At 61.6% G+C, this 13,782-nt stretch carries 13 protein-coding genes and 1 pseudogene; 10 read left to right on the top strand and 4 right to left on the bottom strand.

What is annotated here, in order from left to right; genetic code table 11:
* From AC3WL8_RS38940 to AC3WL8_RS38925, 4 genes and pseudogenes are all read left to right on the top strand, one after another.
* Window positions 1-178 (top strand): zinc-binding dehydrogenase (locus AC3WL8_RS38940; protein WP_492380169.1); only part of this gene is annotated, 178 nt, incomplete at its 5' end.
* A gap of 77 nt (window positions 179-255) precedes the next feature.
* Entirely contained in the window at window positions 256-1,323 is a 1,068-nt protein-coding gene (locus tag AC3WL8_RS38935; protein ID WP_211983045.1) for a beta-keto acid cleavage family enzyme, read from the top strand.
* A gap of 223 nt (window positions 1,324-1,546) precedes the next feature.
* On the top strand, window positions 1,547-2,539 hold the full coding sequence (locus AC3WL8_RS38930) for a Bug family tripartite tricarboxylate transporter substrate binding protein (protein ID WP_211983047.1): 993 nt from the start codon (window positions 1,547-1,549) through the stop codon (window positions 2,537-2,539).
* A gap of 468 nt (window positions 2,540-3,007) precedes the next feature.
* Window positions 3,008-3,370: pseudogene (locus AC3WL8_RS38925) on the top strand (hypothetical protein); the annotation flags it as partial.
* A 73-nt stretch (window positions 3,371-3,443) separates the two neighbouring features.
* On the opposite strand, the gene AC3WL8_RS38920 reads toward AC3WL8_RS38925, so the two are convergent.
* Both AC3WL8_RS38920 and AC3WL8_RS38915 read right to left on the bottom strand, forming a co-directional pair.
* A complete protein-coding gene (locus tag AC3WL8_RS38920; RefSeq protein ID WP_211983051.1) occupies window positions 3,444-3,974 on the bottom strand; it encodes a carboxymuconolactone decarboxylase family protein in 531 nt (176 codons plus the stop codon).
* A gap of 67 nt (window positions 3,975-4,041) precedes the next feature.
* Window positions 4,042-5,094, bottom strand: coding sequence for an AraC family transcriptional regulator (locus AC3WL8_RS38915; RefSeq protein WP_211983053.1), 1,053 nt, complete (start codon window positions 5,092-5,094; stop codon window positions 4,042-4,044).
* A 141-nt stretch (window positions 5,095-5,235) separates the two neighbouring features.
* Between AC3WL8_RS38915 and AC3WL8_RS38910 the strand changes: the two genes are divergently transcribed.
* The 4 genes from AC3WL8_RS38910 to AC3WL8_RS38895 all read left to right on the top strand — a co-directional run bounded on the left by AC3WL8_RS38910 (window position 5,236) and on the right by AC3WL8_RS38895 (window position 9,328).
* The gene (locus AC3WL8_RS38910) at window positions 5,236-6,297 is read left to right on the top strand and encodes a beta-keto acid cleavage family enzyme (protein WP_211983055.1); all 1,062 of its coding nucleotides are present in this window, start codon (window positions 5,236-5,238) and stop codon (window positions 6,295-6,297) included.
* Between the two features lie 184 nt (window positions 6,298-6,481).
* Window positions 6,482-7,456 carry a Bug family tripartite tricarboxylate transporter substrate binding protein gene (locus tag AC3WL8_RS38905; RefSeq protein WP_211983057.1) on the top strand — a complete coding sequence of 325 codons (975 nt, stop codon included), beginning with the start codon at window positions 6,482-6,484 and terminating at the stop codon, window positions 7,454-7,456.
* Window positions 7,457-7,490: 34 nt separating this feature from the next.
* Window positions 7,491-8,528 carry a zinc-binding dehydrogenase gene (locus AC3WL8_RS38900; protein ID WP_211983060.1) on the top strand — a complete coding sequence of 346 codons (1,038 nt, stop codon included), beginning with the start codon at window positions 7,491-7,493 and terminating at the stop codon, window positions 8,526-8,528.
* Window positions 8,525-9,328, top strand: a complete 804-nt coding sequence (locus tag AC3WL8_RS38895; protein WP_211983062.1) for a TauD/TfdA dioxygenase family protein — start codon at window positions 8,525-8,527, stop codon at window positions 9,326-9,328. The genes AC3WL8_RS38900 and AC3WL8_RS38895 overlap by 4 nt, the downstream gene beginning before the upstream one ends.
* A gap of 651 nt (window positions 9,329-9,979) precedes the next feature.
* Here AC3WL8_RS38895 and AC3WL8_RS38890 read toward each other — a convergent pair.
* Window positions 9,980-10,936 carry a LysR family transcriptional regulator gene (locus tag AC3WL8_RS38890; protein WP_249221424.1) on the bottom strand — a complete coding sequence of 319 codons (957 nt, stop codon included), beginning with the start codon at window positions 10,934-10,936 and terminating at the stop codon, window positions 9,980-9,982.
* 51 nt (window positions 10,937-10,987) lie between these two features.
* Here AC3WL8_RS38890 and glaH point away from each other — a divergent pair, with 51 nt between their 5' ends.
* Both glaH and AC3WL8_RS38880 read left to right on the top strand, forming a co-directional pair.
* Entirely contained in the window at window positions 10,988-11,917 is a 930-nt protein-coding gene (glaH, locus tag AC3WL8_RS38885; protein WP_211983064.1) for a glutarate dioxygenase GlaH, read from the top strand.
* A gap of 63 nt (window positions 11,918-11,980) precedes the next feature.
* Window positions 11,981-13,255, top strand: a complete 1,275-nt coding sequence (locus tag AC3WL8_RS38880; RefSeq protein WP_492380167.1) for an alpha-hydroxy acid oxidase — start codon at window positions 11,981-11,983, stop codon at window positions 13,253-13,255.
* Window positions 13,256-13,604: 349 nt separating this feature from the next.
* Here the strand turns inward: AC3WL8_RS38880 and AC3WL8_RS38875 are convergent.
* Window positions 13,605-13,782: zinc-binding dehydrogenase (locus AC3WL8_RS38875; protein ID WP_492380168.1), on the bottom strand; the 178-nt coding region annotated here is incomplete at its 5' end.

Here is a 13,782-nt window from a genome sequence, read left to right as displayed (position 1 = left end):
CGACTATATCGCCGATCCTGCCGAGAAGGCGGAACTGGTCGGCGAGCTGTTCGGCCACGTGGCGGCTGGCCGCATCCACATCGAGATCAATCAGCGCTATGCGCTGGAGGATGCCGTACAGGCACACCGTGACCTCGAGGCTCGCAAGACCACCGGATCATCCATTTTTGTGATTTGACAGTTTCCCGGCCGGGAAACCCTCTCATCCGGTTCGACTTTCTCAATATTCAACATTCATCCTGGAGACCCATCACCATGAACTTCCTTGACGGCCACCTGTACCCCGAGAACCAGCAACCGCTGATCATCACCGCCGCTCCGTATGCGCCGGGCTGGATTCCCTCGGACTTCCCGGAAGATATCCCTGTCACCATGGAGGAGCAGATCCAGAAGGCGGTGGATTGCTATGAAGCGGGCGCCAGAGTGCTGCATTTGCATGTGCGCGAAGCCGATGGCAAGGGAAGCAAGCGTTTGTCCATGTTCAACGAGCTGATCGCCGGAGTGCGCAGAGCAGTGCCCGACATGGTGATCCAGGTGGGCGGCTCCATCAGCTTCGCGCCCGAAGAGGGGCAGGCCGCGAAATGGCTGAGCGACGACACGCGGCATATGCTGGCCGAGCTCGATCCGAAACCCGACCAGGTGACGGTGACGGTCAACACGACGCAGATGAACGTGACGGAGCACGCTGGCCTGGACGACTTCAAGGGTGTGTCGCGCGGCTTCCCGCATCTCTACGACACGTACAAGGACATGATCGTACCCTCGAATCCCAGCTGGGCCGAGGAACATATCCGGCGCCTGACGGCCGCCGGCATCCAGAGCGAGTTCCAGGTTTACAACATCAACAGCTTCGAAACGATCGAGCGGATGATTCGCCGCGGCGTCTACAAGGGCCCGCTGGTGATGAACTGGGTGGCGATCAGCGGCGGCATGGATCAGGCGAACATCTTCAACCTGGCAAACCTGCTGCGTGCTGTGCCTGACGGCGCAGTGGTCACGGTGGAAAGTTCGGTACTCAATGTGCTGCCCATCAACATGATCGGCATGGCCATGGGTCTGCATGTCCGTTGCGGCATCGAGGATGTGCTCTGGAACCAGACCCGCACGGGCAAGATGAGCTCGGTCGAGCAGATCAAGCAGCTGGTGCGCATCGCCGGCGAATTCGGTCGCCCGATTGCGACAGCGCAGCAGACGCGCGAGATCCTGAAGCTTGGCGTCTTCTACGACACTGTCGAAGACACGCTTCAGGCCAATGGTTTCTCGCCCAACCGAAATGGCGGCCACCAGGGCTTCCTGCGCAAGTTCGAGAATACGCGCAGCTGAAGTTAGCCAACGAATTCTGGCGCGAGCAGGAGCCGGGGGCTCGCCCCGCCCTCGACTCATGCAGTTCTTCCAACGGTTCACGCAGCCCCTATTTCGCTGAGCGTTGCACTACTGCATCGGGCTGTGTGGCCTCGTCATTGGCGTTGCTGTGCTGCCAGGGCGATGCACGAGGAAGGAGCGCAGGTTAAACGATCGGTAACAGAACATCATATGGAGGGTGACAATGGCACATCGAATACAAAAGCTGTTTGCAGGTACGGTGGGTGCGGCATCGCTTCTGGCGTTGTGCGCTTCAGCGTCGGTGCGGGCGGAGGATGCTTGGCCCACGCGCCCGATTCAGATGGTCGTAGCATCGTCGGCAGGATCGGGAACCGATGCCCTGGCACGCCTGATGGCACAACGCCTATCGGTAGCGTTGAAGCAACCGGTCGTTATTGACAACCGGCCGGGCGGCAGTGGAGTCGTGGGGACAAACGTTGTCGTCAAGGCACCCGCCGACGGGTACACGTTGCTTTACACTACGGCATCGAACATGGTCATCGCCCCTGCCGTACTGAAGACAATCCCCTACGATCCGAAGAAGAGCCTAGTGCCGATCGCCGAGACGGCCGAGGGTGGGGTGGTGCTGCTCGTGAGCAACGATCTGCCGGTTCACAACTTGCCGGAGCTCATCCAGTTCGTGAAGGCGAATCCGGACAAGTACGGCTACGCCACCTGGTCTACGGGGTCTTCCGGGCAGCTGATGATGGAATGGCTCAAGAAGCAGACCGGCATGAAGACCGATCATGTCCCATATCGGACTTCGAATCAGTTGTTGACTGACCTCGCTTCAGGTGTCGTGAAAATCGGCTGGACCGATCCCGGCGCGCCAGTCCCCTTCCTGCGTTCCGGGAAGGTTCGCGCCATTGCCATTGCGGGTAATGTGCGGGCACCGCAGATTCCCGATGTCAAAACCATGGGTGAACAGGGTTACAAGTTCGACGCGGTGGGCTGGTTCGGCGTTTTCGCACCGGCGGGAACCAACCCGGCAATCTTGAAGAGGCTGGCCGATGAGATCAACAAGGTCCAGAAATCTCCTGATCTTGCAGCCACGATGAAATCCATGAACTTCGGGCCGCCACCTGCGAAGACCTCGGAGCAGTTCCGCGACATGGTCAGCCGCGATCTGCAGCTCTGGTCGAAGATCGCAACCGATGCAGGGATCCAGATCGACTAGCGAACTATGCTGCGCAACACGGTGCTGCCGGCTTGCTGGTAGCGACGTGTATGAGACCAGACGCGATTTGACAGTTGATCTGACAGTGGTCGGGCTGCGCAGTGGGAGCAACCGACCCTGTCGGGGCATCTTGAAGCGGTCCGGTCATCCGATCTGCTTTCCCTGCAGGCTTGTAGCAAATTAAAACTTCGGGAACGGTCGACGCGCAATCGCCCCGCAAGGGCGAGAGCCCGCGCTCGTCGTCCAAATGCGCGGCTGTTCTGTGCAAAGGGACAGTCGAATCTCCATTGGTCCCCTGGCATCACTTTGACCTCGTGGCAACCGAGCTTCACAAGGTTGGAGATTACAACAATGAACAGCCATGCTACGAAACGACAAGTCGCCCGGCGCGTCGAACTTATCAACCAGAAAGTCGCACACTGATTATGTATCTGGCGTTCCACGCTGCCATGCATAGTTGGCCAGGACATGGACTTACCAATTTGCGATACTACGGGCGTAGCTGCGGCAAGCGACGCCAATGTGAGCGCGCGGGCATCGCGGGTGATATCCCCTATTGATTCGAAGCCGGGCCGGCAGAACGGCTTGTTGCTCTCTATGCGGAATCGGATAAGGTCACCAATGAAGGCGATGTGGTATGAGAAACAACGGCGTGCGGAGGAGGTATTGGCATTCGGCGATCTGCCAACGCCGCAACCGGCGCTCGGCGAACTCCGCGTGCGGCTCCCTGCGTCGGCGGTTAATCCGGCGGATGCAAACCGACGCGCCGGACGCATGAATGGTGGCATGGAATTCCCGCGCATCATTCCGAATAGCGATGGTGCGGGTGTGATCGCCGCGATCGGGCACGGCGTCGATCACAAAGTTCTCGGGTCGTGCGTCTGCGCCCGCGCCGGCGAGCAACTCAGCAGGCTTCAGGTTCGAGTTCGCAATCCAGCGAGTTTACGATGCGCGCCACCGCACAATAGAACGCGCCGGTCGCGAGCAGCTCCATCAGGTGCTTCTCTCCGAAGCGCTCCAGCAAGGCGTTCATGGTCGCCGCGCTCGCGCCGCTGGCATGCGTCAGGTCGTCCGCGAGCTGTAGCACCAGGGCTTCGTCAGCGTCGAACAGCGCGCCATCTCGCCCGTTCGGCAATGCGGCCAGCTGCGCCGGCGTGACGCCTTCGGCCCGCGCCATGTGCACGTGGTGTCCGTATTCGTACCTAGATTCGTGCCGCAAGGCGATCTGCACGATCAGCAGCTCGCGCAACTTGCGCGAGACAGACAGGTCGTTGCGAAGGCCGCGCGAGCAAGGCGCCCAGGCCTTGGCGAGCGCCGGGGACCAGGCCATCATCCGCCAGACGTTCAGCACAGTGCCTTGCTGCCTCATCTTCTCGAAGACGTCCTTCAGTTCCGGGTCCACGGTGTCCGTATCGACCATCCTCATGCGTGCCATGCTTTTGCCTCCTTCAGTTTGCAGTTTCCCGCGACAATCGAAATTATGACGATCGGCCGGTCGACAGCTATTGATCAGCGGTCACATGGACTTGTTCTTTTGTCTCACGCTGGCGTGCCCGCCTGGATTGGATGAAGCTGGTGCCGAAGCTGGCCTGGAACCAGTGCGCAAAGGCGCTGGCTGAGGAGAAGCCGAGCATCGACGCCGCGTCTTCCAGCGGATGGTCGCTGTCGTCACGCAGCTTTAGCGCCCGCTCGCGGCGGACGGAATCCAGCACCGACTTGAACTGCTCGCCCTCCAGGCTCAGTTGCCGGTGCAGGGTCTGCCGACTGACACCCAGGTGCTGCGCCACCTTGTCGACCGTGCAACGGCCGCTGCCCAATAAGGCCGCGATCAGGTGGCGCACGGTTTCCCTGCACCCCAGTTTGCGTTGGTTGAGCGCGGAGTCCATGAAGCGGCGCGCGAAACTACCGAGCCCGGCCTGCGTCGAGGTCAGCTCACGGGCCATGTCGCTTGCTGCGCAGACGATTCCGTTGAAGGCGCTGTTGAACTCGATGCGCTTGCCGAGGAAGGAACGATGAAAGCTCAGATCCCGTGGCGGCCGATGGGCGAAGCAAACCTGACGAGGTTCCCATCTGGGGCCCAGAAGGTCGCGCAGCACCTGGAACATCACGCCGACCGTCAGCTCCATCGCCTGGCGCGTCGGGACCGACTTGCCCAGTATCAATTCCTCGCGGATGACGACAACGTCGTCCTCTTCATCCACCCGCGCCACCAGGGCGTCACTGAGCAAACGGTTGTAGCCCAGCAGCGTCTTGAGCGCTCCCAGCGCCGTGCTCTCCTGCTTGATCACGAGGCTGACAGGGCCGAGTTCCCAGATATGGCGGCGGCTGGCGAGCCTGAGGCCGAACGCCTCCATGTCCGAGGCTTGCGCGCAGTGGTTCAGCAAGCGGCACACCGCCTCCATGCCGATCAGGGTCTCGCTGTCGTCGAGACACCGGCGCGGCAGGCCCGCCTTGCGCATCATCGCCAAGGGGTCGAGTCCAGCCGACTGCGCCAGGTCGGCGAAGCCCGTCAGGCTGGCACTTCGGATGAGGTGGGGCATCTGGGCAGTGGACATTTTCGAAAGTTTTGGCGTGTTACTACTTATCAATTCTACGCGACAACGGATCAATTCTGCCGAGGCGGCGAGCCGCATCATATCTGCAAGCGCGGACACGGTCTGCCTTCGCAGACTCCGCAGCCTACAAAGGAGAACACCATGCATTTCCTCGACGGGGCCCTGCTGCCCGAAAACCAGGAAAAACTTGTCATCACCGCTGCTCCGTACGGCCCGCAATGGGAGCCGGGCGACTTTCCGTCTGACATCCCGGTCACGATCGAGGAGCAGGTGCAAAAGGCGGTGGACTGCTACAACGCCGGCGCCACCGTGCTCCATTTCCATGCCCGCGAGGACGATGGTTCGGGCTGCAAGAACCTCGACCGCTTCAACGAGCTGCTATCGCGCCTGAAGCAGGCGGTGCCCGACATGATCATCCAGGTCGGCGGCTCGATCTCGTTCGCACCGGTCGAGGAAGGCGCGCCCGCCGAGTGGCTGAGCGACGAGACGCGTCACATGCTGGCGCGCCTGAAGCCGACGCCCGAGCAGGTCACCGTGGCCGTCAACACCGGCCAGATGAACACGGTGGAGATCATGACCCCAGAGGACTGCGCAGGAACCTCGTTCGAGCGTAAGGCGGTCTACGACGCCTACGAGGAGATGATCGTTCCGGCCGGGCCCGCCTGGTTGCGCGAACACCTCGCCCAGCTGGCGGCCAACGGCATCCAGCCGCACTTCCAGATCACCATGAAGTCGGGCCTCGTCACCCTCGAGCGTCTGATCCGGCGTGGCATCTACAAGGGGCCGCTCAATGTGAACTGGGTCGCGCTCAGCGGCGGCTTCGACAACCCGGACCCCTACAGCATGATGGAGTTCATTCGCCTTCTCCCCGATGGGTCGACGCTCACGCTGGAATCGCTGATGCGCGCCACCCTGCCGATCAACACCATGGCGATCGCCATGGGCCTGCACGTGCGCTGCGGCATCGAGGACACGATCTGGGGCCCCACCGGCGAGCCGATGTCCAGCGTGAAGCAGATCGAACAACTGGTGCGCATCTCGCACGAACTGGGACGGGGCGTCGCGTCGGCTCAGGAGGCGCGCGCAATCTTCAAGATCGGCACGCAGTACCAGACGACCGAGCAGACGCTCGCCGAGTTGCGTTATCCCACCACACGTCGTCCGATCAGGCCGGCACTGGCGGAACGCAAGGTGGCGCGATGAGCGACGCATGAAAGTCCGAAGCACACTGCTGCTGGTTCCCGGTCTGCGTGACGAGGCACCGGGCCACTGGTCAGCCTACAGCGAACGAACTGGTCCGCGAACTGGCGCAGGACGCGTCGATGCCTGGAATTAAATCGTCCGCAGAACACCCCGTCGTGTGAAAAAGAGAACCGAGGAGATATCCATGAAAGCTGCTAGCCTTGCGTCTTGTCGTTTCGCGCTCGGCGCGTTGTTGCTGGCCTGCTCATCGCTGGCCCAGGCCTGGCCCGATCGGGCCATCAAGATCATCGTCCCCGCGCCTGCCGGCGGGAACATGGACGCGCCGGCTCGCATCTTTGCCAGCTATTTGTCCAAGGAAGTTGGCCAACCTGTCATCGTTGAAAACAAGGCGGGCGCGGGGGGCTCCATCGGAGTGCAGGCCATGCTAAACGCGCCTGCCGACGGCCACGTCATCCTGTACACCAGCTCGAACGTGCTCACCGAAATACCGCACGTCATGAAGCCCCCCTACGACCCGATGAAGGACGTGCGGCCGGTGGCGGGGCTCACCCAGTACCGTTACGTGCTGGTCGTTGCGCAGGACTACCCCGCGAATGACCTGGCCGGCATGGTGCGGCACCTCAAGGCTGCGCCGGACAAGAGCAGCTTTGCGTCCCCGAGCCCCGGAACGATCGCGCAGCGCGGTGGTGAGATGCTCAATCTCAAACTCGGCGTGAACATGCAGCACGTGCCATATTCGGGTACTCCTCCCGCGCTGCTCGCGGTGATGTCCAATCAGGTCACGCTGTATCTGGACAGCGTCGTGACCTCGGGACCCCATCTGCAGAGCGGCAAGATCAAAGCGCTGGCCATCGCCGGCACCACCCGCTACCCCGGCATGCCGCAGGTTCCGACCTTCGCTGAACAGGGTTTTCCGGAGTTCAATGATTTCAGTAGCTGGCAGGGCATCGTGGTATCTCCCAAGGTACCGGCCGCCGTTGTCGAGAAGCTCTACGCCGTCACGCGCCGCATCGCCGGTCTGGCGCCGTTCCGTGACCATGTCGCCAAGCTGAGATTCGAGCCGATCATGCCCGATTCGCAGCAGCAATTCGCGCAGCGCCTGCAGTCCGACTACGACCACTTCGATGCGCTGAACCGCAAGTTGACCCTGAAGCAGTAAGACCTCACAAAACCTTGATGGAAATGATTCAGCTATGAAAGCAGCCATGATTATTTCGGGCCCGCAAGGCGGCCACCTGGAAATCCGGGAGATTCCCCGTCCGACGGCCGGTCCCGGCCAAGTGGTAGTGCAGGTGATGGCCTCGGGCCTGAACCGGGGCGAATTGGTCCGGGTGGGTGAAGCGAAAAGCGGCGGCCCGATACTGGCCGGCATCGAGTTCGCCGGCATTGTCAGCCAGGTCGGACCCGATGTGCGCGGCGTGCGTGAAGGCGACCGCGTCGCCGGCCACGGCTGGGGCGGCCAGTCCGAGTATGTGCTAGCCGAGGCGCGCGCGCTGATCCCGATCCCGGCCACGCTGTCCTGGGTCGAGGCGGCCGCATTCCCCAATGTGTTCATCAGCGCGCACGACGCGCTGGTCACCAATGGCGAGTTCCGTGCCGGACAATCCGTGCTGGTGAATGCCGCCACCGGTGGCATGGGACTGGCCGCCGTCCAGCTGGCCGCCCAACTCGGCGCCAGCCAGGTCATCGCCATCTCGCGTTCGGCGGCCAAGCTGGCGCGGCTGCGTGAATACGGCGCGACCCACACCATCGATGTCTCGCAGCCGGATACCGTGCAGGCCGTGAAGGACGCCACCGACGGCCGCGGCGTGGACGTGATCATCGACTCGCTGGGCGGCGCGGTGTTTGACACCAACCTGAAATGCCTGGCCGTGCGCGGCCGGCTAGTTATCATCGCGCGGATGAGCGGCGTCGATACCGCCCAGGTCGACATCAAGCACATGTGGGTCAATCGCCTGAAGGTGGTCGGGACCACCTTCCGCACCCGTACCGAGGAAGAGCGGCTCGCCTTGATCGAAGCGTGCGCGCGCGATGTGCTGCCGCTGCTGCGCGAGGGTCGCCTCAAGATGCCGGTCGACCGCCTGTTCGCACTCGACGACATCGCGGAGGCCCACGCCTACATGGCAACCAACCAGCACTTCGGAAAGATCGTCCTGGCCGTCCACAAGAGCGTGATGGCGGCCGTCGCGCCAATCACCATGTCGCAGACTGCGACGAAGGAGCTTGCATGAACATAGACATCACACCACTCACCGGCTCGATCGGTGCCTCGATCGAAGGCATCTCGCTCTCGGAGCCCTTGACCGGCGAACTGTTCGAGCAACTGAGCAAGGCATTCCTGCAGCACTGCGTACTAGTGTTCCGCGACCAGTCGCTCAAGCCCGCGGCTCAGCTGGATTTCATCCGTCACTGGGGCGAGCCGGTCGTTCCGGCCTTGCTGTCCAAGCTGCGGCTCGATGAGTATCCTGAAGTGGTCCAGATCCGAACGGTGCCGAAGGAGCTCATTTCGACCGAGGCCTGGCACTACGATGCGCCGCACACGCCCGTGCCGCCCAAGATCACCATGCTCAGCGCGCAGGTGGTGCCGGTGGGTGGCGACACGATGTGGTGCAACCAATACCTCGCCTACGAGAGGCTGACTCCCGTAATGCGACGCATGCTGCAAGGCCTGCGCGTCCAATTCCGCGCCGTGCGGCTGGCCCGCTCCCAAGGCGTGTGCGAGTCCGATGCGCCCTGCGCCGTGCATCCGATGGTGCGCACGCATCCGGAGACCGGCCGCAAGGCGCTCTACATCGGGCATCCGGACAACGTGATAGGCATCGAGGGCATGACGGAGGCCGAAGCCAGGCCCTTGCTGAACTTCCTGTATGAGCACAGCACGCAGCCGGACAACATCTACCGCCACATGTGGCGCGTCGGCGATGCGCTGATGTGGGACAACCGGTGCACCATGCACTATGCGGTCCACGACTACGGCAACCAGGAGCGCCTTTTGAACCGAGTCACCCTGGAGGGCGAAGTGCCCGCTTGAAAAGGGTCTTTGCCTGGCGGCGCGGCTGCTTTGGGTCAGCAAAACCCCAGGCAGCCGGTTTCGCCTTTTGGTTAAGGCGCTCGAGGCCGAGTCGACCGCGTGGATGGCATCCGGGACGTCAAGCATCCAGCGTGACAATTCCTCCTGCGCTATCCAGCGTATCTCGTAGGGCAACCCCGGCAGATAGAGTCCTTGCAGGCAGAGGTTCTTGCGAATCAGCGTGCAGCCGCTTGGGAACCTTGGCAATGCCTGCCGGCAGGTTCGTGCGCGGTGTCCTCGCTGGCTTGGCCCCACGCCCAACCGCGGTGTTCAGGCTTAGGCAGCCCAATCCGACGCTGCTGCTGGCAGGCCGACGGTAAGTGGCGCTCGCGCCTCCCGGCCGATCTTGGTCAGCGTGTTGGGACAGACCAGGGCGAGGGCGTCGGAAGCGGAATCCGGCACGTCCAGCGCGGCCTCCACGGCCTCGGAATTCACGACAATGCTAACGGTCGCTTGGGGCGAGTCTACGCGCCCGGGCTAGCGCGGCGACGGTGGGCGCATGTAGAACGATGCGCAGGTCGTCGCTGTTGTCTTCCATTTTCTCTCCTTGTGGTGGCCAGGTATCCGGCAGGGTTCGTCCTCCTTATTCAGGCGCTGGTGCAAATGGCGAGGCTAGGACGCCCGGCCATTGAACATCTGAGTTCCGAGTTGCACAAATGCGCGTACTGCTGGGGATATTTCCCGACGCCTGTGAGCCAGCACCAGTTGCACTGAGAATTTAAAGTCAGAGATCTGTGCGTAGAAGATTCCTGGCTGGGAGAAGTTCTGCATTGACTCAGGCACGACGGCCACTCCGTATCCCGCAGACGCAAGGCAAATTGCCGAGATGAAATCCTGGACCCGATATTCTAGATGCGGCGTGAACCCTCCGACTTCGCCCAGGGCGGATAACGCGGACCCGAATCCTTCCTCGTCTGCAAACTGAGGGACGATGAACGATTGATCTGCCAGCGCGCGCGCTGGAATTGTCGTTCGCCTTGCAAGGGGATGGCTTTCTGTCATGGCAGCCAGCAGACGTTCGGTCTGTACGACTTTGGTGACCACGCCAGCCGGATAGAGCCGCCTGGGCCTGACAATTCCCACATCAATCTGGCCATCGCTGAGCGCTTCAAGCTGCCTTGGCGTTTCCATTGGCACGACTTCGATCCGGACCATTTCGTGTGATTTCCGAAACTCGCTCAGCATCATGGACAACAGGCCGCTGCTTGCGCCAGATGCCACATAGCCGACACGGATGACGCCGGCCAGTCCTCGGGCAGCCAGGCGTCCCACCTGGTCGGCGCGCTCAATGTGTCGCAATGCAGCGACAGCCTCGGCCTGGAACAGGTGCCCCGCGTCGGTAAGTGACACCGGCTTCCTTTTGTTTCGGTTCAGCAGCGTGACTCCCAAATCCTGCTCAAGGCGCTGGATCTGGGTGCTGAGCCCTGACTGTGCGACACCCAGGCGATCTGCCGCCTTCGCAAAGTGAAGTTCTTCCGCCACGGCGAGAAAGCACTGCAGCTGGCGAACGTCGATCATCGTTTTAATCTCGATTTCGGAACAAATATTACACACTTCTATCTGGATCATATCAAAGAATCCAGATGAAATAGCGCCGTACCACATCCCTGAGAGCTATCGATGAATGCCCCGCTTCCCGCTGCAGTGCTTGCCAGCCAAGATGAGTGTCGCTTCCAGTTGTCTGCCCACCCTGATCACCATCGCATCCTGCATGTGACCGTTGAGCGCGATGCTCTTCTTGGGTTCCTGCATGACGTACGCAAGGTCGATGTCCAGAACCTGGAGTATGTCCCCTTCATGCGCTATGAACTCGCGGACGTGCTCGCGAAGCATGTCGGGGAGGACTTCGCTACAACCATCAACAAGATTGTGAAGGACCGGCAGCACGGTGGCTTTACGGTAGGCCTCCAGGGAATGACGACGGACGCCGACGATTTCGTTCGCTTCGGCACTGCCATCGGGCACCTGCTGGGCCCCAGCAACCACGATTCGATGTCGGGCACTTACTATGCGCGCTTCGTGGTCAAGCATATGGACAATAGCGACTCCTATTTGCGCCAGGCCTATCGGCTCTTCACGATGCACACCGACGGCACCTTCGTTACCGAAGCGACGGACTGGCTGTTGATGATGAAGTTTGCAGAACAGAATGCAGTTGGCGGCGAGTCCCGGTTCCTGCATCTGGACGATTGGGAAGGGCGTGACCGCTTTGTCAGTCACCGTCTCGGGACGCAGCCTTTCCTCTACAAGGCGCCGGGGTCCAAGAATGTCAGCGACAAGGTCGAGCGCCCGCTCTTCTTCCAGAACGAGTTTGGGTTGTCGATGTCCTTCATCGATCAGTTTGTACAGCCTCGCAATCGCGAGGAGGCTGCATTCCTGAACGACCTGTCGGCCTCCATGGAGGCTTCGCCGGGAACCAGGGAAGTGTCGCTGCCCGTCGGCGACCTGGTTGTCCTGAACAACTACTTCTACCTCCACGGGCGTGCGCCGTTCGAGCAGAGTGAGGCCCTCTTCCGTGAACTGATGCGCCAGCGAGGCACTTTCGCCTAATTATCAATGTGATCCGGCGTGGCTGACAGTGACAGCGGTTGGGCCTGATAGAAGCTTCAAATCATGATGACATCTCAAACCGAAGTTGCAAGAAGCCAGGCCGTTCCGGGCGCCGGAACACCTGCCAAGCCTGCCTATGGCGTCAACCGTCAGCTTCCTCGACGACTGCGGCCGATCCTCTCGCTTGCCGATTTTGAGGTCGCGGCAAAGCGGGTGCTTCCGCGCCCCATCTTTGGCTATATTGCCGGCGCTGCGGAGGATGAAAAGTCGCTTGCCGCGAACAGGACCGCTTTCGACGAGGTCAGGTTTCGTCCAAAAGTCCTTGTCGACGTATCGGGAAGGTCGCAAGCGACCGAGATCTTCGGGCAAAGTTACGCTGCTCCCTTTGGCGTGGCGCCCGTCGGAATCAGTGCGATTGCCGCTTACCGCGGCGATGTGGTCCTCGCCCAAACGGCACGGGAAGAGCAGATACCCGCAATCATGAGCGGTACGTCCCTGATTCCGATGGAAACCGTTCACGCGGCCGCGCCGGGCACGTGGTTCCAGGCGTACCTGCCAGGTGAGGCCACACGCAGGGACGCGCTGATTGACCGGATTGAAGCGGCCGGGTTCAAAACGCTTGTCCTGACGGTTGATATTCCCGTTTGGGCCAACCGGGAGAATAACGTCCGTACTGGCTTCTCCTTGCCTCTGCGACCATCTGTGCGTCTGGCATTCGATGGCGTGTCCCGGCCGCGTTGGCTGGCCGGGACGTTCGCCAGGACGCTTATTTCGAGTGGGATGCCGCATTTTGAGAATTCTTTTGCATCTCGCGGCGCACCGATCTTGTCGGCCTCCGCAATTCGCGATACGACGGGGCGGGATCACCTGAACTGGACGGATATCGAGCGAATCCGGAAAAGATGGCGCGGCAACCTCGTCATCAAGGGCATTTTGCATACGTCCGATGCCGAACGCGCTGTCGCCCTGGGCGCCGACGGCATCATTGTCTCGAATCACGGTGGGCGCCAGTTGGACGGCGCCGTGGAACCGCTTGCTGTCCTGCCGGAGATCTGTGAGGCAGTCGCGCATAAGATAACCGTGATGATGGACAGCGGTATCCGGCGAGGCAGTGATGTTCTGAAGGCGTTGGCACTGGGAGCCCGCTTTGTCTTCCTAGGGCGGCCCTTTGTTTACGCTGCGGCCATTGGGGGAGCCGAAGGCATTCGCCACGCCATCACGCTGTTGCGCGATGAGGTCGATCGCAACATGGCCATGCTTGGCGCGACGACGATCGCAGACGTGAACGATACCGTCATCGTCCAGGGCCACGGAACCGGCCGAGTTACGTCGGGGTAAGCCAACCCGGTCCAATGCGCGGGTGTGCGCGACATTCTGACCGGCCTTGCTGCCTATCGGAATCGCGGAAGCTTAAAAAACAAGGTTGTCGGCGATCAATGACTGCCGACACCCTTTGATCTCCTGATCTGTGCCGTAATGCAGCGCGCCACCAACCGGAAGCGTGCGCAAGGGCGCAGCCATGTCAGCACATTGCGCGATGGCGTGGAATATGCGGATCCCCGCGCCGCGTACAACGCAGAGCGCTACCGACAGCGGGTCCCGAACAACCTGGCCCGACTGCCAAATCACCGGGAGCCGTCTTGCCGGCCAGGCCTGACGGCTCCGGTTCCCCCAGGAGGGGGAGCGCTCAAATCACAAAAATGGATGATCCGGTGGTCTTGCGAGCCTCGAGGTCACGGTGAGCCTGTACGGCATCCTCCAGCGCATAGCGCTGATTGATCTCGATGCGGATGCGGCCAGCCGCCACGTGGCCGAACAGCTCGCCGACCAGTTCCGCCTTCTCGGCAGGATCGGCGATATAGTCG

It is taken from the genome of Cupriavidus sp. FW305-F7 (assembly GCF_058782875.1).
Note: the sequence above shows the minus strand (reverse complement) of the source record. Positions and strands in the feature narration are given on the sequence as shown.

What these genes read in the sequence shown, in the direction of transcription:
- AC3WL8_RS38895 (WP_211983062.1), top strand. Translation starts at nt 8,525, where the DNA reads ATGAACATAGACATCACACCACTCACCGGCTCGATCGGTGCCTCGATC.
- AC3WL8_RS38905 (WP_211983057.1), top strand. Translation starts at nt 6,482, where the DNA reads ATGAAAGCTGCTAGCCTTGCGTCTTGTCGTTTCGCGCTCGGCGCGTTG.
- AC3WL8_RS38935 (WP_211983045.1), top strand. Translation starts at nt 256, where the DNA reads ATGAACTTCCTTGACGGCCACCTGTACCCCGAGAACCAGCAACCGCTG.
- glaH (WP_211983064.1), top strand. Translation starts at nt 10,988, where the DNA reads ATGAATGCCCCGCTTCCCGCTGCAGTGCTTGCCAGCCAAGATGAGTGT.
- AC3WL8_RS38880 (WP_492380167.1), top strand. Translation starts at nt 11,981, where the DNA reads ATGATGACATCTCAAACCGAAGTTGCAAGAAGCCAGGCCGTTCCGGGC.
- AC3WL8_RS38915 (WP_211983053.1), bottom strand. Translation starts at nt 5,094, where the DNA reads ATGTCCACTGCCCAGATGCCCCACCTCATCCGAAGTGCCAGCCTGACG.
- AC3WL8_RS38920 (WP_211983051.1), bottom strand. Translation starts at nt 3,974, where the DNA reads ATGGCACGCATGAGGATGGTCGATACGGACACCGTGGACCCGGAACTG.
- AC3WL8_RS38930 (WP_211983047.1), top strand. Translation starts at nt 1,547, where the DNA reads ATGGCACATCGAATACAAAAGCTGTTTGCAGGTACGGTGGGTGCGGCA.
- AC3WL8_RS38910 (WP_211983055.1), top strand. Translation starts at nt 5,236, where the DNA reads ATGCATTTCCTCGACGGGGCCCTGCTGCCCGAAAACCAGGAAAAACTT.
- AC3WL8_RS38890 (WP_249221424.1), bottom strand. Translation starts at nt 10,936, where the DNA reads ATGATCCAGATAGAAGTGTGTAATATTTGTTCCGAAATCGAGATTAAA.
- AC3WL8_RS38900 (WP_211983060.1), top strand. Translation starts at nt 7,491, where the DNA reads ATGAAAGCAGCCATGATTATTTCGGGCCCGCAAGGCGGCCACCTGGAA.